The organism is Tsukamurella asaccharolytica (genome assembly GCF_007858435.1).
GTDB classification, from domain to species: domain Bacteria; phylum Actinomycetota; class Actinomycetes; order Mycobacteriales; family Mycobacteriaceae; genus Tsukamurella; species Tsukamurella asaccharolytica.
The window spans coordinates 45,933-71,741 of sequence record NZ_VIGW01000014.1; the positions used below are offsets into that span (position 1 = coordinate 45,933).

The window sequence follows — 25,809 nt, forward strand, 5'->3', positions numbered from 1 at the left end:
GCTCGCGCGGTGAAATGGAGAATCCACAGCGACGGGTGCGCCACCTGGCCTGCGTATGAGTGTAAGTCACCTCACAGCGAATCGCCGAATAGTTTACGATCAATAATCGGCGACACGATTCCGTGTCGAAGATCAAATAGAGCGGAAGTGGTCTCCAAGCTGTAGGTGCTCCCTTTACTATCCCGTGCATGATTGAGCGGGGGAAAACCATCTCGTGGTCGGTCGGGTCGGGGGACCCGGTGACCGATGCGCATGCCACACCCGAGAATCCGTCGGGCCCCGGGAGCGGCGCGGCCGCCACCGAGCGGCTCGCCACCCGGGCGCCGGGCCGATGACCCCGACTCCGACGACCCCGAGTCAGACGACCCCGACTCGGACGTCTGGGCGTCCGACTCGCTGGTGTCCGACGAGCGGCTCCTCGACGCTGCCGCGCGCGGTGACGGCGACGCGTTCGCGGAGCTCTTCGAGCGGCACGCCCGGCAGCTCCGCGCGACCGCCCTGCGCACCATCCGCGACTACTCGGACGCCGAGGACTGCCTCCAGGACGCGATGCTGCGCGCCTTCCAGCTCTCGCCGACGTTCCGCGGGGATTGCAAGGTGGGGAGCTGGCTGCACCGCATCGTCGTGAACGCGTGCCTGGACCGGGCACGACGCAACCAGGTGCGCACGTCGCTGCCGATGCCCGACGACCTCGGTGGCCTGGCCTCCGACGAGGGCCGCGGCGCGGAGGAACTCGATCGGCGACTCTCGGTGGAGGCAGCGCTGCGAATGCTGCCCGAGGACCAGCGGGCCGCGGTGATCGCGGTGGACATGTACGGGATGTCGGTGACGCAGGCCGCGGAGCAGCTCGGCGTCGCGCCGGGCACCGTGAAGAGCCGACGGGCTCGCGCCCGCGTCCGCCTCGAGCGCCTCCTGCGCTGACACCGCGGCGGACGCCCCGACGGATCTTTCGCGAACCGCACAACCGAAATCGAGTGGGAACCGATCGGTGCGCTGATGCGTCCAATTCATGAGAGGAGGTTTCCGATGCGAAGGACAGGACCGCGGGCGGGCGGAGCGGACGAGGATCCGCCGCTGAACCGCGCGCAGGAGGCGCGGCTCGACGCCGCCCTGGCCGCGTATCGCGATCGCACCTTCGAGAACTGGTCCGCACCGGAGGGCTTCACCGCCGAGTCCCCGATCGGCGACCGCCGCATCGCGGACGCGATCCGCGCCGCCGCGCCCCCCGTCCTGCCCCGCCGCAGGTTGCGGTACTCCCTCGCGGTCGCGGCGGCCGCCGTTGGCGTGCTGGCGGTCACCGTCGGGGTGAGAACCGTGCAGGAGACATCGCCCGCGGAGCCGGATACCGGAGTCCTGCTCGCGGCTGCGGCGCCGGGCGGCGACCGGGGACCGTTCGCCGACGGCTCCGCGCTCACCCGCTGCCTGGATGCGGCGGAGGTTCCGGTCCGCCAGCGCACGTTGCTCGGCGCGGGACCCCTGCACCTGCGGGGCGACCACGCGACGGTGCTGCTGCTGCCGGGCGGTCGACTCGGGGACCTCCGGCTGCTCGCGGTCGGGCCGTCGTGCGCCCGGGGTGACGCCTCGTCGGTGCTCGTGGACCGCGTGCTGGCCGGCGGCGCGAGTGCTCGCACGGCAACGCCGTAACCTGGAAGGCGGCGTCGCGGGAACATTGTCGGGCCCGGCGCCGTTGGCACACATGTCGGCCCGGATCACCGGGCGGCTCTTCAACAGGTTGGGTGGGTAATGACTGCAGCGGGCACCGATATCGCGGACGTGATCATCATCGGATCGGGTCCTGCCGGATACACGGCGGGCGTGTACGCCGGCCGCGCCGAGCTGACCACCATCCTGTTCGAGGGCACCAACTTCGGCGGCGCCCTGATGACGACCACCGAGGTCGAGAACTACCCCGGTTTCCACGAGGGCATCATGGGCCCGCAGCTCATGGAGGAGATGCGCGAGCAGGCCATCCGCTTCGGCGCCGATCTGCGCATGGAGGACGTCGAGTCCGTGCAGCTCGATGGCGAGGTCAAGGAGGTCGTCACGGCCGAGGGCAGCTACCGCGCACGCGCCGTGATCCTCGCGATGGGCGCGGCCGCCCGCTACCTGGGCATCCCCGGCGAAGAGGCGCTGCTCGGCCGGGGCGTGAGCGCGTGCGCCACCTGCGACGGCTTCTTCTTCCGCGACCAGGACATCGCCGTGGTCGGCGGCGGTGATTCGGCGATGGAGGAGGCGATCTTCCTCACCAAGTTCGCCAAGTCCGTCACCCTGATCCACCGAAGCGAGAACTTCCGCGCGTCGAAGATCATGCTCGATCGCGCCCGCGCCAACGAGAAGATCCGCTTCCTCACCGACACCAAGGTCAACGCCGTGCAGGGCGAGAAGTCCGTCGAGTCGCTGCTCGTCGAGAACACCGTGACGGGCGCCGTCGACACCCTCGAGGTCACCGGCCTGTTCGTCGCCATCGGCCACGACCCCCGGTCCGGGCTCGTCGCCGGCCAGGTCACCATCGACGACGAGGGTTACGTGCAGGTCGAGGGGCGGAGCACCGCCACCGGCGTGCCGGGCGTGTTCGCCGCGGGCGACCTCGTCGACCACACCTACCGTCAGGCCATCACCGCGGCCGGCAGCGGCTGCAGCGCCGCGATCGATGCCGAGCGTTGGCTCGCGCACCACCGCGAAGCCGCCGTCGCCCAGTAATCCCCGCCCCGAAGAACCGCACCGAGGAGTTCAGCCATGGCCGAGATCGTCACCCTCACCGACGACACCTTCGTCGAGCAGGTCCTGCAGTCCGACAAGCCCGTGCTGGTCGACTTCTGGGCCACCTGGTGCGGCCCGTGCAAGGTGGTCGCGCCGGTACTCGAGCAGCTCGCCGCGGAGCACGGCGACAAGGTCACTTTCGCCAAGATCGAGGTCGATCAGAATCCGACCACGCCCCGCGACTACCAGGTGCTGAGCATCCCGACCCTGCTCCTCTTCCAGGGCGGCAAGCCGACCGCCAAGTTGGTGGGAACGAAAAGCAAGTCCGCTATCCTCAAGGAGCTCGACGGCCTGGTGTGATTCGCCCGCGTTGGACGGGAGGCCCCGAGGCCGTATCGTGTACTCGATTTCCCGTCCTGCGGGCCGCCGGCCCGGAGGAAGCTAGCGAAGGGTGCTTCATGCCACGCATCAGCCTCGGTGATCACGGTGGCGCCGTGGCGGAGATCCGCGGAATCCTCGCGGATCAGGGCTTCTTCCGCGACTACGTGCCACCCACCGATCTGGTGGTCGGCGGGTGGACCGTCCCCGAGGCGGTCTTCGACCGCCGTCTGGACCGTGCCACGCGTGCCTTCCAGCAGCAACGCGGCCTCCTGGTCGACGGCGTCGTCGGCCCCGCTACCTACCGGGCGCTCCGCGAATCCACCTACCAGCTGGGCGCGCGCACCCTCAGTTACATCGCCTCCGCGCCCCCCTCGGGTGACGACGTGGCGGCCCTGCAGGCGCGCCTGCAGAACCTCGGCTTCTACGCCGGCATGATCGACGGCCACTTCGGCCCGCAGACCCACCTCGGCCTCTCCGCCTACCAGCGCGAGTTCGGCCTCGTCGCCGACGGCATCTGCGGCCCGGCAACACTGCGTTCCCTGACCTTCCTCGGCTCCCGCGTGACCGGCGGTTCGCCGCACGCCATCCGCGAGGAGGAGCACGTCCGCAGCTCCGGCCCGCGCCTGTCGGGCAAGCGCATCGTCATCGACCCGGGCCTGGGCGGGCCCGATCGCGGCATCGCGGTGCGCGGCCCCGACGGCCGGCCCATCACCGAGGAGGAGATCCTCTGGGACCTGGGCTCCCGCCTCGAGGGCCGGATGGCCGCCGCCGGCATGGAGACCTACCTGTCCCGCCCGCGCGGCATGGACGCCGACGACAGCACTCGCGCGTACACGGCCAACACCTTCGACGCCGACATGATGATCGCGCTGCGCACCGCGCACTACCGCAACCCCAACGCCCACGGCGTCGCCTCGTTCCACTTCGGCAACACGCACGGCGCCAGCTCGAACATCGGCCGCAACCTCGCCGGCTTCATCCAGCGCGAGATCGTCGCGCGGACGCCGCTCACCGACTGCCACTACCACGGCCGTACCTGGGACATCGTGCGCCTCACGCGGATGCCCACGGTGCAGATCGACATCGGCTACACGACCAACCCGCACGACGCGGAGGTCCTTGCATCGCCACAGATGCGCGACACCATCGCGGAGGCCATTCTCGTGGCGGTCAAGCGGCTGTACCTGCTGGGTGAGAACGACCGCCCCACCGGCACCTACACCTTCGCCGAGCTCCTGGAGCTCGAGGAGAACGCCGAGAAACGGGCCTGACGGTTCGCGGAACCCCGCGCCCGGAGCGGGGGAGCGGCACCGTCGGTGCCTGAGCGGCGCCGTGCGGCGTCAGAGCTCCCCGGCCCTCCCGACAGGCGCGGCAGCGTCTCCCGTGCCCTCCAGCGCCGTCCTGAGGGCCGCTTCGGCGGCCCCCGCCGCGAGGAGTTGCTCCAGGGCGTGTTCGACGCCCGCCTTCCAGCCGAGGCCCTCGGAGAGCTCGAGGCGCAGCCGCGGGAAGCGGTGGTGGGGCGCGACCGTCTCGAAGCCCATCTGCTCGAGGAAGTCGGCATCGATCAGGGGCGGCGTCGCACACCCGCACGGACCGCAATCCAATTGTGCGACAACGTCTTCCGTTCGCATTCCAACAGGAGTGAGCAGCGCGAATGCCTCCACTGCACGGACGCCTCGGCGCACCAGGTCGGTGCACACCGCGGTCACCAGCTCCTCCGTGACCCGCAGCTCCACGTCCGGCTCCGCGCCGGCCCAGGTGAGGAGCACCGCGTCGGGGCTCACGGGGGCCGTCGGGAAGACGCCGGCGCGGGGCACGCTCCGCGGCGGGGCGTAGAAGGCTACGCCCACCACGCGTTCGGTGCCATCCGCGGCGTGATCGATCGCGACCTGCCCGCAGGATCCCCACTCCAGCATGAGCATCGACAGCCACGCCTCTTTGTCGAACTCCGTGTCGGTGAGGGTCTCGCCGTCGGGCGCGACCTCCCAGTAGACGCAGCGCCGGATGTGGCGTGGGAGGTCGTCGAAGCCACCCAGGGTCAGCGGGACGATCGTCAGAGCCATGACGCGCTACTTCTCGGCGAGCAGGGCGACGATCCGCTCGAGGTCGTCGGCGGAGCCGACCTCCACGACGATCTTGCCCTTACGCTTGCCCATCGACACGGTGACCTTGGTGTCGAGGCGGTCGGCGATCCGGTCCGCGACCTCGCGCAGGCTCGGATCGGCCGGCTGCCGGGGCTTGGCCGCCGCGGGCACGCCGGTGCCGTCGCCCCGGTTCGCCACGGTGACGGCCTCCTCGGTGGCCCGCACCGACAGGCCCTCCGCGACGATCCGGGCCGCGAGCGCGTCCTGGGCCTCGGTGCCCGCCTCCAGCGCGAGGAGAGCCCGGGCGTGGCCCGCCGAGAGGACTCCCGCGGCGACCCGGCGCTGCACCACCACGGGCAGCCGCAGCAGCCGGATGGTGTTGGTCACGACGGGCCGCGAGCGACCGAGGCGGGCCGCGAGCTCGTCGTGCGTGACCCCGAACTCCTCGAGCAGCTGCGCGTAGGCGGCCGCCTCCTCGAGCGGGTTGAGCTGCACGCGGTGGATGTTCTCCAGGAGCGCGTCGCGGAGCATGTCACCGTCGGCGGTCTCCCGCACGATCGCGGGGATCGCCGTGAGCCCGGCCTCCTGGCTGGCCCGCCAGCGACGCTCGCCCATGACGAGCTGATAGCGCACCTCGCCCTGCGGCCGGGGGAGCGGTCGCACCACGATCGGCTGCATGAGACCGAACTCGCGGATCGAGTGGATGAGCTCGGCGAGCCCCTCCTCGTCGAAGACGGTCCGCGGCTGCTGGGGGTTCGGCTCGATCGCCGACGGGGCGATCTCCCGGTACACGGCGCCCGACGCCGCGAGGTCCGACGGTTCCTCGGGCCGATCCTTCGGCGAGGACTGCCGGGCCGGCGGCTGCTCGGCCTGCCGTCGCGACGGGGTGTCGGGGCGCGCGCCGATGATGACGTCCGCGGCGTCGCTACCGAGCCGCGGGCCCTCGTCGGGTCCGGTGGGGATGAGGGCGGCGAGCCCGCGGCCGAGGCCGCCCTTCTTCTGACCGGCCACGGCTACACCGCCTGCCCGGCGCCGCGGAAGGCGAGCTCTCGGCCCGCGTCGAGATAGCTCATCGCGCCACGGGAGCCCGGGTCGTAGTCGAGGACGGTGGTCCCGTAACCGGGTGCCTCCGAGACCTTCACGCTGCGCGGGATCGTCGCGCCGAGGACGCGGCCACCGAAGTGATTGCGGACCTCCGCGGCCACCTGGTCCGCGAGCTTGGTCCGCGCGTCGTACATCGTGAGGAGCACGGTGGAGACGTGAAGGTCCTTGTTGAGGTGCGACTGCACGAGCTCGATGTTGCGGAGCAGCTGCCCGACACCCTCGAGCGCGTAGTACTCGCACTGGATGGGGATGAGGACCTCTTTGGCGGCGACGAGCGCGTTCACCGTGAGCAGGCCCAGCGAGGGCGGGCAGTCGATGAAGATGTAGTCCAGGTCCTCCGCCGCCGCGCTCCCGAGCGCGTTCTTGAGCCGCGTCTCGCGAGCCACCATGCTGACGAGCTCGATCTCGGCGCCGGCGAGATCGATCGTCGCAGGCACGCAGTAGAGGTTGGGGGAGTGCGGGCTCTGGGCCATGGCCTCCTCCAGGGTCGTCTCCCCGAGGAGGAGCTCGTACGTCGAGGGGACGCCCGATCGGTGATCGATGCCGAGCGCCGTGCTGGCATTGCCCTGCGGGTCGAGGTCGATGACCAGAACCCGGAGTCCCTGTAGCGCGAGCGCGGCGGCCAGGTTCACCGCCGTCGTCGTCTTACCGACGCCGCCCTTCTGATTGGCGATCGTCAGGACCCGACGCTCCAGGGGCTTGGGCAGGGTGCCCGCCGCTCCGGGGGTCAGGACCTGACTGGCGCGGCGGGCGGCCGCGGCGATCGGGGTGTCGTCTTCAGTGGTTCCACGTGAAACGTCGAAGCCGGATTCGTGATCAGTCACGCGCTCTCCTCAGCTGTTGGCCCCATCCTAGTTTCTCCGTCGATGCGCGTCAGCCTCGCCTCCCCCCTCGCGTGCCTCCGCTCGGTTGCGCATCACCTCGTCGACGGGTTCCACGTGAAACAGATCGCCCTTGCACCCACACGATCGACGCCCGCCTCGCTCGCCGTGGGGGAAGGCATAGTTCCGGCGCACCCGGCCCGGGCGCCGTCGCTCCTTCACCTGTGCGCTGCCCCCGTGCGCCCGTCGACGCTGAGGGCAGGAGCGAGCGGCGTCGCGTCGCGAGTTGGCATCGCGCTGCCCGCTCGACATCCTGGTGCCTGCGCTCGCCTGTCATCGGCAGGACGGCTGGGACCCGTGTCCCGGGTCCTTGCGCACGCGCCGCGACGCCCGGGCGCGCGCTCCGCGAGGCACCGAGCGCCGGGCCGCGGCGCCGCTGTTTCACGGGAAACATTGCGGTTCGAGCGCCCGAGAAATGCTGCGTTGCGACCGGTGGCGAGCGGACCGAAGGTACCTTGATCCCGCACTGCCGGCACGCGGGCGTCGGCGCGCGAGCGGGCGGACTGGCCGTCGGCACGTCATCGGCGATCCGCCCATCCGTGACCATCCGGGTGCCGCAACGACCATGCTGTCGCGCGGGATGCCGGAGGGGGGAGCGGCGTGGCGCGTCGACCAATCTCCCGCGAGGGTCGTCTGGCCCGACTGTGCGCTCCCTCGTCTCACGGCCTTCGCGCCTCTGCCTCGGGACCACGACCGCACGGAACATACTCCGCTTCCGCAGCGGTCGATCGTCGCTGGCGCAGCTCCACGCGGACGGAGTCTCAGCCCGGGGTGTTTCACGTGGAACGCGTCGCGTGGCACCTGGCAGTCGACCACACACTCCTCCGGGGACCACCGCGTAGGCGCCGCGCCGCGGTCCAAGCCTTTCGCTGACTACGCCCCATCACTGATCACTCAGCGCTCGCCCCGAGGCGCGATTTCGGGAGCGTGGCGCACCGGTTCCACATCCGACGGTCACGGCTCGGTGCGGGGCGAGGAGAGCGCCGGGCTGAGACATCTGCGGGGGCGCCCGCGCGTCGGCACCGACTGATCCGGGTCGACAGGTACTGCGCAAGGATGGTCCTCGGCGACGCTCGACCCGGGTCCGTCCCACCGGCCCGCACCGTTCCACGGCGGAGGCAGCGCGCCTGGGTGACCGATTTCCTGGACGATCGTCCTAATCTCGCCGGGCTCCCGGCCGCGCTCAGCGCCTGCCAATTCGAATAACTGTCACGTGTCGAAACGGCCCGTGGGTAGTCAGGTGCGGCACGATCGAGCCGGAATTGTCCAATTCGTACCTAGCGTCGAACCCTCGCTCGCTTCTGCTTCGCCGGCGCACGGCGGACAGCGCGCACTACTGTCGTCGCCGGATCGACGATGCCGACGCCGCACAATACGACCTCGGGGTCGTGCAGGCCGGCCTTCGTGAGGATCGCGCCGTGCTCCTCGATCTCCTCGGCGGCGCGCGAGCCCTTGAGGGCGAGCAGCCGGCCGCCGTCGCGGAGCAGGGGAGCCGACCACGGAGCAAGATTGGGGAAGCCGGAGACCGCCCGCGACGTGACGGCATCCGCGCCGCTGACCGCCTCGATGACCGCACGCTCCTCGGCACGCCCCCGGACGACTCGGACGTTGGGCAGCCGCGGCCCGCAGAACTCTTCGAGGAACACCGCGCGACGCAACAACGGCTCGACGAGGATCACCTCGACGTCGGGCCGCGCGATCGCGACCGGCACGCCGGGGAGTCCCGCGCCGCTTCCGATGTCGACGAGGGTCTCACCGGATTCGAGCAGCTCTCCGAGCACGGCGCAGTTCAACACGTGCCGCTCCCAGAGCCGCGGCACCTCCCGCGGGCCGATCAAGCCGCGGACAACGCCGTCGGTCGCCAGGACGCGGGCGTACTCCTCCGCGAGCTCGAGCCGATCACCGAAGACCTGGCGCACGATCGGGGGGGTGGCGGGCAGCGCGTGGGCACTCGCCTCGCCGTCATCGGCTCTCTCTGCCACCTGGTCGCGCCGTTCCACGTGAAACTCTCCTGTCACACACATCGCCCGCGGGCCGGTCCGGCCCGGAAACGACGATGGGCCCCAGGCGCACGGCCCGGGACCCATCGTTCACCTATCTACAGTCTAGACGTTGGGCAGAACCACGACCCGACGGTTCGGCTCCGCGCCCTCGCTCTCGGAATGCACACCGTCGACCTTGGCGACGGCATCGTGGACGATCTTGCGCTCGAACGGCGTCATCGGCTTGAGCGATTCCTTCTCGCCGGACTCCGCGACTCGCTGCGCGACCTCGGCCCCCAGGCTCGAGAGGCGGGTGCGGCGGCTTGCACGCCACCCGGCGATATCGAGCATCAGGCGGCTACGGTCGCCGGTCGACTGCTGCACCGCGAGGCGGGTCAGCTCCTGTAGCGCGTCGAGGACCTCGCCGCGCTGACCCACCAGCTTGGCGAGGTCCTCACCACCGTCGATCGCGACGATGGCGCGGCCACCCTCCACGTCGAGGTCGATATCGCCGTCGAAGTCGAGGATGTCGAGCAGCTGCTCGAGGTAATCGCCGGCGATCTCGCCCTCCTCGACCAGCTCGTCGTCCTCGTCCGCGGGGCTCTCCGCCGGAGCCTCGGCGGGCGCCTCGGTCACGGTCTGCTCCTCCTCGACGGTCACGTCGTCAGGCATGGGTACTCCTTGGGAATTCGATCATCAGGGGTTCGTGGGCACCGAGCTCAGCGTTTGCGCTTCCGGTTCCGGTTGCGGTTGCGCTGCTGCTGGTTGCGCTGCTGCTGGCGGGCGTTGGCAGCAGGGTGCTGGGGCTTCGGCTTGGCGCCGGGGGTGGGCTTCGACGGTGCCTTCGCCGCTGTCGTCTCCTCGGCGTCGCCGGCCTTGGTGTCCTCGGCCTTGCTCTCGTCGGCCTTACTGTCCACAGCCTTACTGTCCACGGCCGTGCTGTCGGCGGCCTTGGCCAGGGACGTCGCCGCGCCGCGCCGCTTGGGCTTCACGCCCGGCTTGGGGGCGTTCTCCGCGCGCTTCTCCTGGGCGAGGCGCTTCTTCTCCTCGTCCTCCTTATCGAGCTTGCCGAAGACGATGTGCTGCTGGAAGTACGTCCAGATGTTCTGGGTGACCCAGTAGATCAGGATGGCGACGGGCAGGAAGAAGCCACCGACCAGCACGCCGATGGGGAACACCCACAGCATGAGGCGGTTCATGATCGCCGTCTGCGGGTTGTCCAGCGAGGCGACGGGCTGGCGCGCGATAGAGGCACGCGAGTTGAAGTGCGTCGCCAGCGCCGCGATGATCATCAGCGGCAGCGACAGGGCAACGATCCACCACTTCTCGAAGTTCGGCTCGATGTAGGCGATCACACCGTTCGCGTCCGGCGGGCTCACCGGCATGAAGGCCTGGAACTGCGCGACGGGTTCCTGGACGTACGAGGAGAGCGGTACCCCGAACAGGCGCGCGTCGAGGAAGCTTTCGACGTCGGTGGCGGAGAAGAAGTAGTTCGCAGTATGGCGCGTCTCGTAGGCACTCATGTCCGGCGAACCGAACAACTGCGTAGCACCGCCACTCATCCGGTTGAACGAGCGGAGGACGTGGAACAGGCCGATGAAGACGGGTACCTGGAGGAGCGCCGGGAGGCAGCCGAGGAGCGGGTTGAAGCCGTGCTCCTTCTGCAGCTTCTGCATCTCCAGGGCCAGCTTCTGCCGGTCCTTGCCGTACTTCTTCCGCAGTGCCTGCATCTGCGGCTGGAATTCCTGCATCTGCCTGGTCGTCTTGATCTGCCGGACGAAGGGCCTGTACAGGATGGCGCGCAACGTGAGCACCAGGAAGATCACGGAGAGGGCCCACGTGATCCCGCTGTCGGGGCTGAGGCCGGGCACGAAGGAGAAGACCTTGTGCCAGACCCACATGATGCCCGACACCGGGTAGTACACGTAGTCCAAGGACAACGGATTGAAACTTGACACGGGGCGGTGCTCCTTGCCGATCTGGTTCGAACAGGTTCTCAGGAAGCGTCATTCGCGCTTCGGGTGGTGGAAGCCGATGGCAGAAGGGCTATTCGGGGACAGGGTCCCAGCCGCCGCGGTGCCATGGCCCGCACTTCAGCAAGCGAATGGTACTGAGGTACACGCCCCGTACGGCACCGTGCACCGAAAGCGCTTCCACCGCATACTCGCTGCAGGTCGGGGTGAATCGGCAGGTGGGAGGGCGGACGGGAGAGATCCACGTCCGGTACACCTGCACCAGAGAGATCAATGCCCGCCGGGGCAGCGCTCGCAGCCTGCTCCCGGCACTCGGCGCCTGCTCCTCGATCACAACGCGCCGAGTTTCGTCAGGCCCGACCGCAACTGCGTCGTCAGCTCGTTCGCATCGTCGTCCGCCGCGGAACGCAGGGCGCGGATCACGACCAGCGCGCCGTCGTCCAGCTCGCCGGCCACGGCGGCGGCGGCGGCCCGGAGGCGGCGCGCGACGGTATGCCGGATCACGGCGTTGCCGACGGCTTTAGACACCACCAGACCCACGCGCGGCGCCGGCGTCACGGGGTCGTCCACGGACACGACGAGGCCCGGCCCCTCCTCGGAAGCAGGGACCGGGCTCGGATTCGTCGTCGTCGCCACGTGCACCACGATGGAGCGGCGTCCCACGCGCCTGCCACCTTTGATCGCCGCGGCGAAATCGCGCGACGAGCTCATGCGGTAGCGAGCGGGTAACACGTCAGTGGTCTGCCTTCTCCATCGCCTTTGCAGCAGCGCCACCGCGACCGGTCGACCGGTACGCGGTGGCGCTGTGCGAGAGGAAAAACTCAGGCCGTCAGCTTCGCGCGGCCCTTGGTCCGACGCGAGTTGACGATGGCGCGCCCGGCACGGGTGCGCATACGGAGACGGAAGCCGTGCACCCGCGCGCGGCGACGGTTGTTCGGCTGGAACGTCCGCTTGCCCTTAGCCACGGTGACACTCCTTGTTCAGTAGGCGGCACCAGGTGCGCCGCCGGTGATGGACGGAAATTCTTCGGCGGCACATGAAGTTCGACTTGAGGTCGAACTAGCCCGACGGATCGGTGTGCGCACAGACCGGTCAAGTCTACTTATCCCCACTGACAAGGTCAAACCGGTGCCCGCAGGGGCGGGCGAGGAGTCGTTCCACCGATCGCCGGCGACACGCCGAAGGCCCCCGACATCCCACCGCTTCCTGCGGGAATGTGCGTGGTGTTGAGGACCGCGCTCCACTCTGTTAACTTTGCCGAATGCGATTGCTGAGCACGGCCGCGGCGCCCCGTGGAACCCGAGCACGGCAGCTTCGGGCCGACAGGCGCCGAACGTGTATCGAGCTCGGTGCTGCACCGTAGCCCGAGCTCCCGGAGTACTGACCCCACAGCGTGTACGACCTCGTCGTTCCCAGCCGAAGCCAACGGCTGACAACACCTGTGCCCGTGGTTCTCCACACCTGTGGATGAACCTGTGGAGTACAGTTCATGCGCAGGTCGGGTGGGGTGCCTCTCTGCACAGCTCGACGTTGGACGTGTGAACGAGTACGCCGGTCGGAAGCCGGAGACCGAAGGCTTTCAGGCCGGGGTGGAGGACCTGATGACCGTTGATCCGCTGTTAGAGACGTGGACCGCCGTGGTCGACGAACTCTGCGGAGACAACACCGATCGCACCCTCACCAAGCAGGAGAAGGCCTGGCTGAGGCTGGTCCAGCCGCTGACCCTCACCGAGGGCTTCGCCCTCGTCGCCGTGCCCTCCCAGCTGATGAAGGACGCGATCGACCGCAGCCTGCGCGAGCCGCTCGTCGCGGCGCTCACCAGCCGCTTGGGGCAGGACGTGGAACTGGGTGTGCGCATCTCGCCCGACGCCACGCCTCCGCTCATCGCCGACGAACCCGTGAGCGTCGCGCCCGTGGAGGGCCCGTCGGGTCCGAGTACTGCGGACCTGACCGTCCCCGTCAGTGAGATCGCGGCCGGCATGCCGGGCGCACCGTCACCGTCGGTGCAACTGCCCCCGCCCATGACCGGCCCGGCCGGCAGCGGCCCGGCGATGACCGGATCGTCGGGCTCGAGCCTCAACCAGAAGTACACCTTCGAGACCTTCGTGATCGGCGCCTCGAACCGCTTCGCGCACGCCGCGGCCTTCGCCGTGGCGGAGGCGCCGGCCCGCGCCTACAACCCGCTCTTCATCTGGGGCGAGTCCGGACTCGGCAAAACCCATCTTCTGCACGCCGCGGGTCACTACGCGCGTCGCCTGTTCCCCGGGATGCGCGTGAAGTACGTGTCGACCGAGGAGTTCACGAACGACTTCATCAACTCCCTCAAGGACGACCGGCAGGTCCAGTTCAAACAGCGCTATCGCGACGTGGACATCCTGCTGGTCGACGACATCCAGTTCCTCGAGGGGAAGCTGGGCATCCAGGAGGAGTTCTTCCACACCTTCAACACGCTGCACAACGCGAACAAGCAGATCGTGATCTCCTCCGACCGCCCTCCGAAGCAGCTGGCGACGCTGGAGGACCGACTGCGCACGCGGTTCGAGTGGGGCCTCATCACCGACGTCCAGCCGCCCGAGCTGGAGATCCGTATGGCGATCCTGCTGAAGAAGGCGCAGATGGAGCGGATCCACGTGCCGCCGGACGTGCTCGAGCTCATCGCCACCCGCATCGACCGCAACATCCGCGAGTTGGAGGGCGCGCTGATCCGCGTGACCGCGTTCGCCTCGCTCACGCAGACGGACGTGACCTACGAGCTCGCCGAGATGGTGCTACGCGATCTCGTGCCGGACACCACCACCATCGAGATCTCCTCCAGCACCATCCTTTCCGTGGTGGCGGAGTACTTCGAGATCTCGGTCGCCGATCTCAAGGGCACCGAACGCGCGCGGGCCGTGACGCACGCGCGGCAGATCGCCATGTACCTGTGCCGCGAATTGACTGAGCTGTCGCTGCCGAAGATCGGCCAGATCTTCGACCGCGACCACACCACGGTCATGTACGCCGAGCGGAAGATCCGCAAGGAGATGCCCGAGCGGCGCCGGGTCTACGACCAGGTGCAGGAGCTCACGACCCGCATCAAGCGCCGGAGTCAGTAGGGCTCGCGCACCCCGCGCCGGCTGCCGTCAGCGGCCCGCCGAGCAGATCAGCGGCCCACCGCTGCCCGCGCTGCTGCGCTCTTCCGAGACGACCCTCCCGTTGCGCGTGATCGTGCAGCCCACGTCGCCCGTGTAGCCGAGCACCGTCACCGTGACCAGCGGCGCATCCGAGGTGAACGCCTTGGACCACGGGAGCGGTTGCGTGCCGAAGAGTCCGGTGTCGGGGACGCCGACGGTGACCAGCTGCGCCGACCCGCTGCCGGTCACCTCCACGCGCCACTGCCGGGCGTCCGCGCCCGTGCTGGAACCGCCGCCGAAGATCGGCGGGATCGAGATGCCCGACGGGACGCCGCTGGGCAGGGTGATGCCGCCCGGCCTGCTGGTGGTCGTAGTCGTCGTCGTCGGGGGAGCGGTCGTGGTGGTCTGCGAGGACGCGGTGCTCTCCGGAGGACCACTGGTCGCCACCAGCGCCACGATCACGGCGAAGACGAGCACGAAGCCGACCGCCGCCGCCGCGATCCACAGCAGCTTCCGATTGCCGCCGGAACCGCCGTCGCCACCGGAGCCACCGCCCGGGCCGCCCGGGCCCGGGGGAGGGCCCTGCGGCGGCTGTGCGCCGTACTGATCGCCGTAGGCACCCGGCGCGTAGCCGAGCTGATAGCCACCGTCGTAGGCCTGCGTGGGCGGGTCCTGCGGGCCCGGCCCCGCGGGGCGCTCGTATTCCCGCGTCGGTTTCGGCACGTTCTGCGCGTCGGGGCCGACGGGGTAGTTCTGGCCGCCGGGGTGCTCGCCGGGGCGCTCTGGATCCGGATATCCCATGGTCACACCGTACGCGTACAGCGCGCGTGAGCGAACCCCGAATTACTCACCAGTACTGCACACAGCCTGTGGATGAAGCACCGAAAACCCAGGAGTGACCTGGGGAGAGTTCATCCACAGGTTTCCACAGGCCGCCTTCCTCACCAATCACACGGATGTAGTTCCACAATCGCTGCGGCGCGTCGTCAACACCCCGACACGCCACCGGCGCTGCGCCGACGGTCCGTTTCCACATCGTCCACAGGGCTTATGACGATGACATATTTCTTCACTAGATACTTCCTTTGAAAAGAGGTGCGGTGAAGGTCCGGCATGCTCCGCGCGGCCGGACCCGGGGTTCCGGTCAGGCGCCACCTGAACGCCACCGGATCACTCCCGCTCCTATAGCATCGAAGACCTCACGGTCGTGCCCGCCACGCCGTACCCGAACGACCCCCACCGAAAGGCCCCGTCGGCATGAAGTTTCGCGTCCCGCACGAGGAGTTCGCCGAATCCGTCGCGTGGGTGGCGCGCAGCCTGCCGTCACGCCCGCCGGTGCCGGTGCTCGGCGGCGTCCTGCTCACCGCGGGTGACGACGGCCTGACCGTCTCGGGCTTCGACTACGAGGTCTCCGCCCAGGTGCGCGTCGGCGCCGAGGTCGCCGACGAGGGCCAGGCCCTGGTCTCCGGCCGCCTGCTCGCGGACATCACGAAGGCGCTGCCGAACAAGCCCGTCGACGTGCAACTCGACACGACACGCGTCGCGATCACCTGCGGCAGTGCGAAGTTCTCGCTGCCCACGATGCCCGTCGAGGATTACCCGCAGCTGCCCGAGCTGCCCCAGCAGACCGGGTCCATCGAGCGCGGCACCTTCGCCGAGGCCATCGCGCAGGTCGCGATCGCCGCCGGCAAGGATGACACTCTGCCGATGCTCACCGGCATCCGCGTCGAGATCGAGGGCGAGAAGGTCGTACTCGCCGCGACCGACCGGTTCCGGCTCGCGGTCCGCGAGTTCGACTGGCAGCCCGCCTCCTCCGACGTCAAGGCCGCGGTTCTCGTGCCGGCGAAGACCCTCTCCGAGGCGGCGAAAACCTTCGCCGTGGATCCCGAGGTCGGGATCGCGCTCGGAGCGGGCTCCGCGGTGGGCGCCGACGGACTGCTCGGCGTGGTCGGCGCGGACCGTCGCACCACCACACGACTCCTGGACGCGGACTTCCCGAAGTTCCGCCAGCTGCTCCCCGCCTCGCACACGGCCCTCGCCACGATGGAGATCGCGCCGCTGCTCGAGGCCATCAAGCGCGTGGCCCTCGTCGCCGATCGCGGCGCGCAGGTCCGGATGGAGTTCGCCGACGGTTCGCTGCGGCTCTCGGCGGGCGGCGACGACGCCGGTAAGGCCGAGGAGGAGTTGCCCGCGGATTTCCAGGGCGAGGCGCTCACCATCGCCTTCAACCCGGGCTACCTGCAGGACGGCCTGGCCGCCATCCACACGGAGTCGGTGACCTTCGGATTCACCACGCCCAGTCGGCCTGCGGTGCTGCGGCCGGCGGTGCAGAATGGCTACGAGCCGGACGACTCCGGCGGGTTCCCCGCGCCGCAGAGCCCGTACACGTACCTGCTCATGCCGGTGCGCCTGCCCGGCTGATCGAACCGTCGTCTCCGCACGGAAGGGTGCCGCGAACATGCAGTTGGGTCTGATCGGTCTGGGCAAGATGGGCGCGAACATGCGCCAGCGGATCCGCAACGCCGGCCACGAGGTGATCGGCTACGACCCCCGTCCCGAGGTCACCGACGTGCCGTCGCTGGAGGCGCTCGCGCAGGCGCTGACCGCGCCGCGCACCGTCTGGGTCATGGTTCCCGCCGGCGACATCACCCGCGAGACCGTGCGCAAGCTCGCCGATATCCTCGAGCCCGGTGACCTGGTGATCGACGGCGGCAACTCCCGCTACACCGACGACCAGGTGAATGCGGATCTGCTGTCCGCCAAGGAGATCGGCTACCTCGACTGCGGCGTCTCCGGCGGCGTCTGGGGCCTCGAGAACGGTTACGGCCTCATGGTCGGCGGGTCGAACGCCGACGTCGAGCGGGCCATGCCGATCTTCGACGCCCTGCGCCCGGAGGGCGACCGCGAGGACGGCTTCGCGCACAGCGGCCCCGTCGGCGCCGGGCACTACGCGAAGATGATCCACAACGGCATCGAGTACGGCCTCATGCAGGCCTACGGGGAGGGCTACGACCTGCTCGAGGCGGAACCCCTGATCGAGAACGTGACGGGTACGCTGCGGGCCTGGAGCAAGGGCACCGTCGTGCGGTCCTGGCTGCTGGACCTCCTGGTCAAGGCGCTCGAGGAGGATCCCGGCCTGCACGAGATCACCGGCTACACCGAGGATTCGGGTGAGGGACGGTGGACCGTCGAGGAGGCCATCCGGCATTCGGTGCCCGCGCCGGTCATCGCCGCGGCGCTGTTCGCCCGATTCCAGTCGCGGCAGGACGATTCGGACACCATGAAGGCGGTCTCCGCGCTGCGGAACCAGTTCGGCGGGCACGCCGTGCGGCGCGCGGACTAACCGGGCCGACCGCTTCGTTGTACGTCCGCCGGCTCTCCCTGCACGACTTCCGGTCCTGGGACGACGTCACCGTCGACCTGGAACCGGGCGTCAGCGTCTTCGTGGGCAGCAACGGTTTCGGCAAGACCAACCTCGTCGAGGCGCTGAACTACCTCGCCACCCTGGGCTCGCACCGGGTGGCCACGGACCAGCCGCTGATCCGCGTCGGCGCCGAGAGCGCCGCCGTCGCGGCGACCGTGCACAACGCGGGCCGCGAGCTGACGGCGGAGATCGACATCGTCGCCGGCCGGGCCAATCGGGCGCGCATCAACACCGCGCCGTGTCGCCGGCCGCGCGAGCTGCTCGGCATCCTCCAGTCGGTGCTCTTCGCCCCCGAGGACCTGGCCCTGGTCCGCGGCGAACCCGGCGGCCGGCGCCGCTTCCTCGACGACCTCGCGATCCTCCGCACGCCCCGGATCGCCGCCGAGAAGGCCGATTACGAGCGGGTGCTCAAGCAGCGCACCGCCCTGCTCAAGACGGCGTACGCGGCCGCGCGCCGCGGGGGCCAGGACGCCGATGCGATGCTCGCCACCCTGGACGTCTGGGATGAGCAGCTGGCCCGGTTCGGCGCCGAGGTGCTCGCGGCCCGGCTCGAGGTGATCGCGTCCCTCGCGCCGCACCTCACCGTCGCCTACGCCGCGCTCGCGCCGCAGTCCCGCGCCGCCACCGTCGGGTACACCAGCGCGCTCTTCGAGGACTTCGACGGTGACCCCGCGGCCGCCCCGGTCGCCGAGCTGGAGCAGCTCCTGCGCGCCGGACTCGTCGCGGCGCGGCCGCGCGAGATCGAGCGCGGCGTCTGCCTCGTCGGCCCGCACCGCGATGATCTCGACCTGCGGCTCGGGAACGAGCCGGCCAAGGGCTTCGCCTCGCACGGCGAGTCCTGGTCGTACGCGCTGGCGCTGAGGCTCGCCTCGTTGGAGCTGCTGCGCGCCGGCGGGTCCGAGCCGGTGTTGCTGCTCGACGACGTCTTCGCCGAGCTCGACGCCACGCGGCGGACCGCCCTCGCCGAGGTGGCCGCGGGCACTGAGCAGGTGATCGTCACGGCCGCCGTGCCCGAGGATCTGCCGCCCGAGTTGCGGGCCGCCACGTTCTCCGTCACCGTCGACGGACCGGCCGATGCCAGGGTCTCCCGCCTCGCCGGCCCATCGTCGACGCCCGGGAGGGTGTCGGAGGAGGCGAGTAACCTCGAGGGCGACGGCGACGGGCGCGAGGGGGCCATATGACGGGGCCGAAGGACGACGGGGAGCTGCACGGTTCCGATATCGCGCGGCGCGCGCTGGAGCAGGCGCGCGCGGCGGCGAAGGCGGCCGGGAAGTCCGTCGGCCGGGGCCGGTCCGAGCCCATGACGGGCGGAGTACGGCGGCTGCGCCGCGGTTCCAAGCGGTGGAGCGGTCCGTCGCCCGACAACCGCGACCCGCAACCCTTCGGTTCTATCATCGGCGGGATCGCCAAGGCGCGCGGCTGGGACACCAAGGTCAGTGAGGGGACGGTGCTCGGCTGCTGGGACTCAGTTGTCGGTGCGGACGTCGCCGCGCACGCGCGCGCCGTGAGCCTGCGCGAGAAGGTCCTGTACGTGAGCGCGGAGTCCACCGCGTGGGCCACGCAGCTGCGGCTCATGCAGTCCCAGGTGCTGGCGAAGATCAACGCCGCCGTCGGCCAGGGCGTGGTCACCTCCCTGAACATCACCGGGCCCAGCGCGCCCAGCTGGCGCAAGGGCCCGCTCCACGTGCCGGGCCGGGGCCCGCGCGACACGTACGGTTAGGCCGGTGGCTCGGCCGGCAGGAACGCGCTGAGGTCGATCCCGCGGTCGGCGGCGAGGGCCTGCAGCTTCGAGGCGTCGTCCACCTGGACGCACACGCAGGCGTGCGGCCCGTCCTCGTCGCGCCGCACGATGTAGTACGCGGTGCTGTCGGTGAGCAGCGCGCCGTCCGCGTCCAGGAAGAGCCAGCGCACGTGGAGCAGCACGATCGCCTCCGTGAGCGGCGTGCTGCCCAGGAGCTCGTGGCCGACCGAGGCCAGTCCCAGGGCGCGGTACAGCGGGTACGACTGCTCGAGGCCGCGCGCCATCGACGCGCGGTCGTCGAGTACTCCCGAGAATCGGTCGTCGACGATCATGCCGGGCTCGGCCCAGAGCGCGGCGCCGGCCGTCGCGTCGAAGCGGGTGAGCGTCTGCGCGTACCGCGCGAGGTAGTCGTCGATCTCGGCGTGATCCATGCCTCCGACTCTACGAGCGATTGTCGGTTCACGGCCCAGCGTCGCCGTGTGCGCGTCGGCTCGTCGATCGGACTGAGTCGACCGAAACGCGGTTGATCGCGTCTGCGACGCTATGAGGGCGTGGCAAACGCATTCATCGTCGTGAAGAGGAGTAGACTAGGAGGGCAAGAGCGCCCCGTCTTCGCGGGGTGCTGTCCGATCACCATCGTGGCGGCCCCGGCCGGTAGAAGTTCACGGTTGTTCGCCCGGTGGTCTCGACGAAGGAGCGCCAACACATCGTGGCGGCTGACAACAACGCGGACAAGTCCAAGGGCTCGTACGGCGCGGATTCCATCAAGCAGCTCGAGGGCCTGGAGGCGGTGCGCAAGCGCCCCGGCATGTACATCGGCAGCACCGGCCCGCGCGGCCTGCACCACATGATCCAAGAGGTGGTGGACAACTCGGTCGATGAGGCCATGGCCGGGTACGCGACGCGGGTGGATGTCCGCCTCATGGCGGACGGCGGCGTCGAGGTCATCGACGACGGCCGCGGCATCCCCGTTGCGATGCACGCCAAGGGCATGCCGACCGTGCAGCTCGTGCTCACCTCGCTGCACGCGGGCGGCAAGTTCGATTCGGACTCCTACGCGGTGTCCGGCGGCCTGCACGGCGTCGGCGTCTCGGTCGTCAACGCGCTCTCGAGCCGGGTCGAGGTCGAGATCGACGTCGACGGCTTCCATTGGCAGAACAATTTCCACTGGGACGACAAGAAGCAGACCGCTGTCGCAGAGGACCTGATCAAGGGCGAGCCCACCGAGCGCACCGGCACGACCGTGCGTTTCTGGGCCGACCCGAAGGTCTTCACGGAGACGACCTCCTACGACTTCGAGACCGTCTCGCGCCGCCTGCAGGAGATGGCCTTCCTCAACAAGGGCCTCACCATCACCCTCACCGACGAGCGTCCCGCGGTCGTCGAGGTGCCCGACGAGGACATCACCGAGGCGGCACCGTCGGCGCACGAAGAGGATGTGGCCGCGGCCCTGGCCGAGGTCGCGCCGAAGAAGCGCGAGCGCATCTTCCACTACCCGGACGGCCTCGTCGACTACGTCAAGCACATCAACGCGCGCACGTCGAAGACGCCGATCCACGGCTCGATCATCTCCTTCGAGGGCAAGGAGAAGGGCCACGAGATCGAGATCGCGATGCAGTGGAACTCGGGCTACTCGGAGTCGGTGCACACCTTCGCGAACACCATCAACACGCACGAGGGCGGCACCCACGAGGAGGGTTTCCGCACCGCGTTGACCGGCGTGGTCAAGGCTTACGCCAAGGACAAGAAGCTGGTCAAGGACAAGGACGGCGAGCTCTCGGGTGATGACATCCGCGAGGGCCTCGCCGCGGTGATCTCCGTCAAGGTGGCCGAGCCGCAGTTCGAGGGCCAGACCAAGACCAAGCTCGGCAACACCGAGGTCAAGAGCTTCGTGCAGAAGGTCTGCCGCGAGCAGCTGCAGTTCTGGTTCGATTCCAACCCGGCGGACGCCAAGACCATCGTGCAGAAGGCGGCCGCCTCCGCACAGGCCCGCCTCGCCGCCCGCAAGGCCCGGGAACTGGTGCGCCGCAAGAGCGCCACCGATATCGGCGGCCTGCCCGGCAAGCTCGCCGACTGCCGCAGCAACGATCCCGACAAGTGCGAGGTCTACATCGTCGAGGGCGACTCGGCCGGCGGGTCCGCGAAGAGCGGCCGCGACTCGATGTACCAGGCGATCCTGCCCATCCGCGGCAAGATCATCAACGTCGAGAAGGCTCGGATCGACAAGGTGCTCAAGAACACCGAGGTCCAGTCGATCATCACGGCCTTCGGCACCGGCATCCACGACGAGTTCGACATCGCCAAACTGCGTTACAAGAAGATCGTGCTCATGGCCGACGCCGATGTCGACGGCCAGCACATCTCGACTCTGCTGCTGACGCTGCTGTTCCGCTTCATGCGGCCGCTCGTCGAGCACGGCCACGTCTACCTCGCGCAGCCGCCGCTCTACAAGCTCAAGTGGCAGAAGGGCGCCGAGCCCGAGTTCGCCTACAGCGACAACGAGCGCGACGTGCTGCTGGCCGACGGCCTGAAGAGCGGCAAGAAGATCAACAAGGACGACGGCATCCAGCGCTACAAGGGCCTCGGCGAGATGAACGCCAAGGAGCTGTGGGAGACCACGATGGACCCGTCGGTCCGCGTGCTCAAGCAGGTCACGCTCGACGATGCCGCCGCCGCCGACGAGCTCTTCTCCATCCTCATGGGCGAGGACGTGGTGGCGCGCCGCTCGTTCATCGCGCGCAACGCCAAGGACGTGCGGTTCCTCGACGTGTGATCGCGCGCCCCCTGAGTGGGGAGCGCCGCGCACCGTCGGACCGATGAAACTCGAAGGACTCGAATGACTGACACCACTCCGCCCGCCGAAACCGGCGGTCACGACCGGATCGAACCGGTCGACATCCAGCAGGAGATGCAGCGCAGCTACATCGACTACGCCATGAGCGTGATCGTGGGCCGCGCCCTGCCCGAGGTGCGCGACGGCATGAAGCCGGTGCAGCGCCGCATCCTCTACGCCTCGTACGACGCCGGCTACCGGCCCGACCGCAGCTACGTGAAGTCGGCCAAGCCCGTCGCCGAGACCATGGGCAACTATCACCCCCACGGCGACAGCGCGATCTACGACGCCCTCGTGCGCCTCGCACAGCCCTGGTCGATGCGCTACCCGCTGATCGACGGCCAGGGGAACTTCGGCTCGCCGGGTAACGATCCCGCGGCCGCCATGCGCTACACCGAGGCGCGCCTGACCCCGCTCGCGATGGAGATGCTGCGCGGAATCGATCAGGAGACCGTCGATTTCACGCCGAACTACGACGGTAAGACCCAGGAGCCGACGGTGCTCCCGGCGCGTGTGCCGAACCTGCTGATGAACGGCTCCGGCGGTATCGCGGTCGGTATGGCGACCAACATCCCGCCGCACAACCTGCGCGAGGTCGCCGAGGCGATCTTCTGGTGCCTGGACAACTTCGAGGCCGACTCCGAGGCGACGCTCGAGGCGTGCATGGAGCGGATCAAGGGACCGGACTTCCCGACGCACGGCCTCATCGTGGGCACTCAGGGCATCAAGGACGCCTACTCCACCGGCCGCGGCTCCATCCGCATGCGCGGCGTGGTCGAGGTGGAGGAGGACTCCAAGGGCACAACGGAACTCGTCATCACCGAGCTGCCGTACCAGGTGAATCCTGACAACCTGGTGCAGTCGATCGCCGAGCAGGTGCGCGACGGCAAGATCGCCGGCATCAGCAAGATCGAGGACCAGTCCTCGGATCGCGTCGGCATGCGGATCGTGGTGCGGCTCAAGCGAGACGCCGTCGCCAAGGTGGTACTGAACAACCTCTACAAGCACAGCCAGCTGCAGACCAGCTTCGGCGCGAACATGCTGTCCATCGTCGACGGGGTGCCGCGCACGCTACGCCTGGACCAGATGGTCCGCTACTACGTGGCGCACCAGTTGGACGTCATCGTGCGGCGCACGCGGTTCCTTCTTCGCAAGGCGGAGGAGCGGGCCCACATCCTGCGCGGCCTGGTCAAGGCGCTCGACGCGCTCGACGAGGTGATCGCGTTGATCCGCGCGTCGCAGACGACGGAGATCGCGCGGACCGGCCTGATGGACCTGCTGGACGTCGACGAGCTGCAGGCCAACGCCATCCTCGACATGCAGCTGCGCAAGCTCGCCGCTCTGGAGCGGCAGAAGATCATCGACGAACTCGCCGAGATTGAGCGTGAGATCGCCGACCTCAAGGACATCCTCGACCGCCCGGAGCGCCAGCGCGCGATCGTGCGCGACGAGCTCGGCGAGATCGTGGAGAAGTTCGGCGACGACCGGCGCACCAAGATCATCGCGGCCGACGGCGACGTGACCGACGAGGATCTCATCGCCCGCGAGGACGTGGTCGTCACCATCACGGAGACCGGCTACGCCAAGCGCACCAAGACCGACCTGTACCGCAGCCAGAAGCGCGGCGGCAAGGGCGTCAAGGGCGCGGACCTCAAGCAGGACGACATCGTCGCGCACTTCTTCGTGTGCTCCACCCACGACTGGATCCTGTTCTTCACCACGAAGGGCCGCGTCTACCGGGCCAAGGCGTACGAGCTGCCCGAGCAGAGCCGCACCGCCCGCGGCCAGCACGTGGCGAACCTCCTGGCCTTCCAGCCGGAGGAGCGGATCGCCCAGGTCATCCAGATCAAGGCCTACGACGACGCGCCCTACCTGATTCTCGCGACCAAGAACGGCCTGGTGAAGAAGTCCAAGCTCGAGGACTTCGACTCGAACCGCAGCGGCGGCATCGTCGCCATCAACCTGCGCGACGAGGACGAACTGGTGGGTGCGGTGCTCGCCTCCTCCGAGGACGACCTGCTGCTCGTCAGCAAGAACGCGCAGTCGATCCGTTTCCACGCGACCGACGACGCCCTGCGACCCATGGGCCGCGCAACGTCCGGGGTGCAGGGCATGCGGTTCAACGGCGACGATCAGCTGCTGGCGCTCAACGTGGTTCAGGCCGATACATATCTTCTTGTCGCGACCTCGGGCGGTTACGCCAAGCGGACGGCGATGGAGGACTACCCTGTTCAGGGGCGTGGCGGCAAGGGCGTGCTGACGATCCAGTTCGATCCGCGGCGCGGCGAACTGGTGGGAGCACTCATCGTCGACGACGAGACCGAGCTGTACGCCATCACGTCGGGCGGCGGTGTCATTCGCACCGCGGCGCGGCAGGTCCGCAAGGCGGGCCGCCAGACCAAGGGCGTCCGGCTGATGAACCTGGCCGAAGGGACTAGTCTTTTGGCGATCGCCCGCAACGCCGACGAGAGCGACGAACCCGAGCAGGCGGACGGCGAGGCATAAGCCGCCGCGAAGCACGAAGGAGCGCATGTTGAGTACCCCTGGAACCGGACCCGGCCAGCCGCCGGAGTCCGGACCGGAGGCGGGCCGGCAGCCCGTCCGGATCCCGCGACGCGACACCGATGTCGGCCGGGGGATCGATGCGCCCACCGAGGGCGTCGAGCGCGACGAGCTGCCGAAGAACCTGCCGGACCTGGACAAGATTCATCAGGTCGCTCCGGCAGCGGCGCCGACGGCGCCGGTCCCTGCTCAGTCGGCCCCTGCCCAGCCGGCCGCCGACGCGACCGCACCGGCATCGGCGCCGGCCGAACCGGCGGCCCCGGCGCGGGATGCGGCATCGTCGAACCTGCACACGGTGGGCGGCGCGCCGGCCCGCGCGGCGGGTGTGAAGACCCAGGCCGCGAGCGGTCCGGTGCGGGCGGGCATGCAGCTGCGCAGCATCGACCCGTGGACCACGTTCAAGCTGACCGGCGTGGTCTCCGTGGTGCTGTTCTTCGTGTGGATGATCGCCGTGGGTGTGCTGTACATCGTGCTCAGCGGCATGGGGGTGTGGAGCAAGATCAATGACAGCTTCCAGACGCTCACCAACGAGCAGGCGGGCGTGAGCCTGCTGACGGCGGGCAACGTCTTCACCTACGCGGGTCTCGCCGGCCTCGCGAACGTGATCCTGCTGACCGCGCTCGCCACCGTGGGTGCGTTCATCTACAACCTCTGCGCCGACCTCGTGGGCGGCATCGAGGTGACCCTCTCCGATAGGGACTGAACAGCAGTTTTGTAGAACTCGAGGTGCGCTGGTAAAGTTCCACCTCGGTTCACGGGCCTATAGCTCAGGCGGTTAGAGCGCTTCGCTGATAACGAAGAGGTCGGAGGTTCAAGTCCTCCTAGGCCCACCACACCCCGTCCCGGGGCCTTAGCTCAGTTGGTAGAGCGCCGCCTTTGCAAGGCGGATGTCAGGAGTTCGCGGCTTATCTCCAGCTGACAGGCTTGGTAAGGGGTTGACCAGCAGGGATGCTGTGGTGGACATGTCCGTCACGAGGTCGTAGTTTGGCGGTGGGACGGTGCCCAGCAGCGGGTGCACAACCACACACGGG

The 25,809-nt window shown here is 69.2% G+C and carries 25 protein-coding genes and 1 tRNA gene; 14 read left to right on the forward strand and 12 right to left on the reverse strand.

Annotation, left to right across the window (positions count from 1 at the left end):
* The first annotated feature begins 252 nt into the window (after positions 1 to 252).
* The 5 genes from sigM (at position 253) to FK529_RS17610 (ending at position 4,352) form a co-directional block, all read left to right on the forward strand.
* Positions 253 to 921, forward strand: a complete 669-nt coding sequence (gene sigM / locus FK529_RS17590) for an RNA polymerase sigma factor SigM (protein WP_146563650.1) — start codon at positions 253 to 255, stop codon at positions 919 to 921.
* Between the two features lie 105 nt (positions 922 to 1,026).
* The gene (locus FK529_RS17595) at positions 1,027 to 1,644 is read left to right on the forward strand and encodes an RsmA family anti-sigma factor (protein ID WP_146563652.1); all 618 of its coding nucleotides are present in this window, start codon (positions 1,027 to 1,029) and stop codon (positions 1,642 to 1,644) included.
* A 99-nt stretch (positions 1,645 to 1,743) separates the two neighbouring features.
* On the forward strand, positions 1,744 to 2,700 hold the full coding sequence (gene trxB, locus FK529_RS17600) for a thioredoxin-disulfide reductase (RefSeq protein ID WP_146563654.1): 957 nt from the start codon (positions 1,744 to 1,746) through the stop codon (positions 2,698 to 2,700).
* Between the two features lie 36 nt (positions 2,701 to 2,736).
* A complete protein-coding gene (gene trxA / locus FK529_RS17605) occupies positions 2,737 to 3,060 on the forward strand; it encodes a thioredoxin (protein ID WP_146563656.1) in 324 nt (107 codons plus the stop codon).
* A gap of 98 nt (positions 3,061 to 3,158) precedes the next feature.
* Positions 3,159 to 4,352, forward strand: coding sequence for an N-acetylmuramoyl-L-alanine amidase (locus tag FK529_RS17610; RefSeq protein WP_146563658.1), 1,194 nt, complete (start codon positions 3,159 to 3,161; stop codon positions 4,350 to 4,352).
* A gap of 69 nt (positions 4,353 to 4,421) precedes the next feature.
* Here FK529_RS17610 and FK529_RS17615 read toward each other — a convergent pair whose 3' ends face one another.
* The 9 genes from FK529_RS17615 to rpmH all read right to left on the reverse strand — a co-directional run bounded on the left by FK529_RS17615 (position 4,422) and on the right by rpmH (position 12,070).
* Positions 4,422 to 5,144: a GNAT family N-acetyltransferase gene (locus FK529_RS17615; RefSeq protein WP_166436434.1), complete on the reverse strand. Its 723-nt coding sequence runs from the start codon at positions 5,142 to 5,144 to the stop codon at positions 4,422 to 4,424.
* A 6-nt stretch (positions 5,145 to 5,150) separates the two neighbouring features.
* Entirely contained in the window at positions 5,151 to 6,176 is a 1,026-nt protein-coding gene (locus tag FK529_RS17620) for a ParB/RepB/Spo0J family partition protein (RefSeq protein WP_146563660.1), read from the reverse strand.
* Between the two features lie 2 nt (positions 6,177 to 6,178).
* Positions 6,179 to 7,093: a ParA family protein gene (locus FK529_RS17625; RefSeq protein WP_146563662.1), complete on the reverse strand. Its 915-nt coding sequence runs from the start codon at positions 7,091 to 7,093 to the stop codon at positions 6,179 to 6,181.
* A gap of 1,334 nt (positions 7,094 to 8,427) precedes the next feature.
* Positions 8,428 to 9,174, reverse strand: a complete 747-nt coding sequence (gene rsmG / locus FK529_RS17630) for a 16S rRNA (guanine(527)-N(7))-methyltransferase RsmG (RefSeq protein ID WP_146563663.1) — start codon at positions 9,172 to 9,174, stop codon at positions 8,428 to 8,430.
* An 81-nt stretch (positions 9,175 to 9,255) separates the two neighbouring features.
* Positions 9,256 to 9,804 (reverse strand): Jag family protein, encoded by a 549-nt coding sequence (locus tag FK529_RS17635; RefSeq protein ID WP_146563665.1) that lies wholly within the window; start codon positions 9,802 to 9,804, stop codon positions 9,256 to 9,258.
* A 47-nt stretch (positions 9,805 to 9,851) separates the two neighbouring features.
* The gene (yidC, locus tag FK529_RS17640; protein WP_269432103.1) at positions 9,852 to 11,090 is read right to left on the reverse strand and encodes a membrane protein insertase YidC; all 1,239 of its coding nucleotides are present in this window, start codon (positions 11,088 to 11,090) and stop codon (positions 9,852 to 9,854) included.
* An 88-nt stretch (positions 11,091 to 11,178) separates the two neighbouring features.
* The gene (yidD, locus tag FK529_RS17645; RefSeq protein WP_231703157.1) at positions 11,179 to 11,439 is read right to left on the reverse strand and encodes a membrane protein insertion efficiency factor YidD; all 261 of its coding nucleotides are present in this window, start codon (positions 11,437 to 11,439) and stop codon (positions 11,179 to 11,181) included.
* On the reverse strand, positions 11,436 to 11,879 hold the full coding sequence (gene rnpA / locus FK529_RS17650; RefSeq protein ID WP_331456337.1) for a ribonuclease P protein component: 444 nt from the start codon (positions 11,877 to 11,879) through the stop codon (positions 11,436 to 11,438). Before rnpA ends, yidD begins: the two co-directional genes overlap by 4 nt.
* 47 nt (positions 11,880 to 11,926) lie before the next feature.
* A complete protein-coding gene (gene rpmH / locus FK529_RS17655; protein ID WP_012836448.1) occupies positions 11,927 to 12,070 on the reverse strand; it encodes a 50S ribosomal protein L34 in 144 nt (47 codons plus the stop codon).
* Positions 12,071 to 12,706: 636 nt separating this feature from the next.
* Between rpmH and dnaA the strand changes: the two genes are divergently transcribed.
* Entirely contained in the window at positions 12,707 to 14,200 is a 1,494-nt protein-coding gene (gene dnaA / locus FK529_RS17660; RefSeq protein ID WP_146563669.1) for a chromosomal replication initiator protein DnaA, read from the forward strand.
* 27 nt (positions 14,201 to 14,227) lie between these two features.
* Here the strand turns inward: dnaA and FK529_RS17665 are convergent, their stop codons facing one another.
* Positions 14,228 to 15,019: a hypothetical protein gene (locus FK529_RS17665; RefSeq protein ID WP_146563671.1), complete on the reverse strand. Its 792-nt coding sequence runs from the start codon at positions 15,017 to 15,019 to the stop codon at positions 14,228 to 14,230.
* A 456-nt stretch (positions 15,020 to 15,475) separates the two neighbouring features.
* Between FK529_RS17665 and dnaN the strand changes: the two genes are divergently transcribed.
* Genes dnaN through FK529_RS17685 form a run of 4 tightly spaced genes read left to right on the forward strand, consistent with a single transcriptional unit; the run spans position 15,476 to position 19,362 of the window.
* A complete protein-coding gene (gene dnaN, locus FK529_RS17670; RefSeq protein ID WP_146563674.1) occupies positions 15,476 to 16,639 on the forward strand; it encodes a DNA polymerase III subunit beta in 1,164 nt (387 codons plus the stop codon).
* A gap of 37 nt (positions 16,640 to 16,676) precedes the next feature.
* Positions 16,677 to 17,561 carry a phosphogluconate dehydrogenase (NAD(+)-dependent, decarboxylating) gene (gnd, locus tag FK529_RS17675; RefSeq protein ID WP_146563676.1) on the forward strand — a complete coding sequence of 295 codons (885 nt, stop codon included), beginning with the start codon at positions 16,677 to 16,679 and terminating at the stop codon, positions 17,559 to 17,561.
* A gap of 17 nt (positions 17,562 to 17,578) precedes the next feature.
* Positions 17,579 to 18,823: a DNA replication/repair protein RecF gene (gene recF / locus FK529_RS17680; protein ID WP_146563678.1), complete on the forward strand. Its 1,245-nt coding sequence runs from the start codon at positions 17,579 to 17,581 to the stop codon at positions 18,821 to 18,823.
* Positions 18,820 to 19,362, forward strand: coding sequence for a DUF721 family protein (locus FK529_RS17685; RefSeq protein WP_146563680.1), 543 nt, complete (start codon positions 18,820 to 18,822; stop codon positions 19,360 to 19,362). The genes recF and FK529_RS17685 overlap by 4 nt, the downstream gene beginning before the upstream one ends.
* On the opposite strand, the gene FK529_RS17690 is transcribed toward FK529_RS17685, so the two are convergent.
* Complete coding sequence (locus tag FK529_RS17690) at positions 19,359 to 19,814, reverse strand: DUF6841 family protein (RefSeq protein WP_146563682.1); 456 nt, start codon at positions 19,812 to 19,814, stop codon at positions 19,359 to 19,361. The genes FK529_RS17685 and FK529_RS17690 overlap by 4 nt on opposite strands.
* Before the next feature lie 278 nt (positions 19,815 to 20,092).
* Here FK529_RS17690 and gyrB point away from each other — a divergent pair, with 278 nt between their 5' ends.
* The 4 genes from gyrB to FK529_RS17710 all read left to right on the forward strand — a co-directional run bounded on the left by gyrB (position 20,093) and on the right by FK529_RS17710 (position 25,611).
* Complete coding sequence (gyrB, locus tag FK529_RS17695) at positions 20,093 to 22,156, forward strand: DNA topoisomerase (ATP-hydrolyzing) subunit B (protein WP_146563684.1); 2,064 nt, start codon at positions 20,093 to 20,095, stop codon at positions 22,154 to 22,156.
* A gap of 63 nt (positions 22,157 to 22,219) precedes the next feature.
* Positions 22,220 to 24,721: a DNA gyrase subunit A gene (gyrA, locus tag FK529_RS17700; protein ID WP_146563686.1), complete on the forward strand. Its 2,502-nt coding sequence runs from the start codon at positions 22,220 to 22,222 to the stop codon at positions 24,719 to 24,721.
* Between the two features lie 28 nt (positions 24,722 to 24,749).
* The gene (locus FK529_RS17705) at positions 24,750 to 25,481 is read left to right on the forward strand and encodes a DUF3566 domain-containing protein (RefSeq protein WP_231703159.1); all 732 of its coding nucleotides are present in this window, start codon (positions 24,750 to 24,752) and stop codon (positions 25,479 to 25,481) included.
* A 53-nt stretch (positions 25,482 to 25,534) separates the two neighbouring features.
* Positions 25,535 to 25,611 (forward strand) — tRNA-Ile (locus FK529_RS17710).
* Between the two features lie 17 nt (positions 25,612 to 25,628).
* On the opposite strand, the gene FK529_RS20400 is transcribed toward FK529_RS17710, so the two are convergent.
* Positions 25,629 to 25,809: hypothetical protein (locus FK529_RS20400; RefSeq protein WP_205124213.1), on the reverse strand; the 181-nt coding region annotated here is incomplete at its 5' end.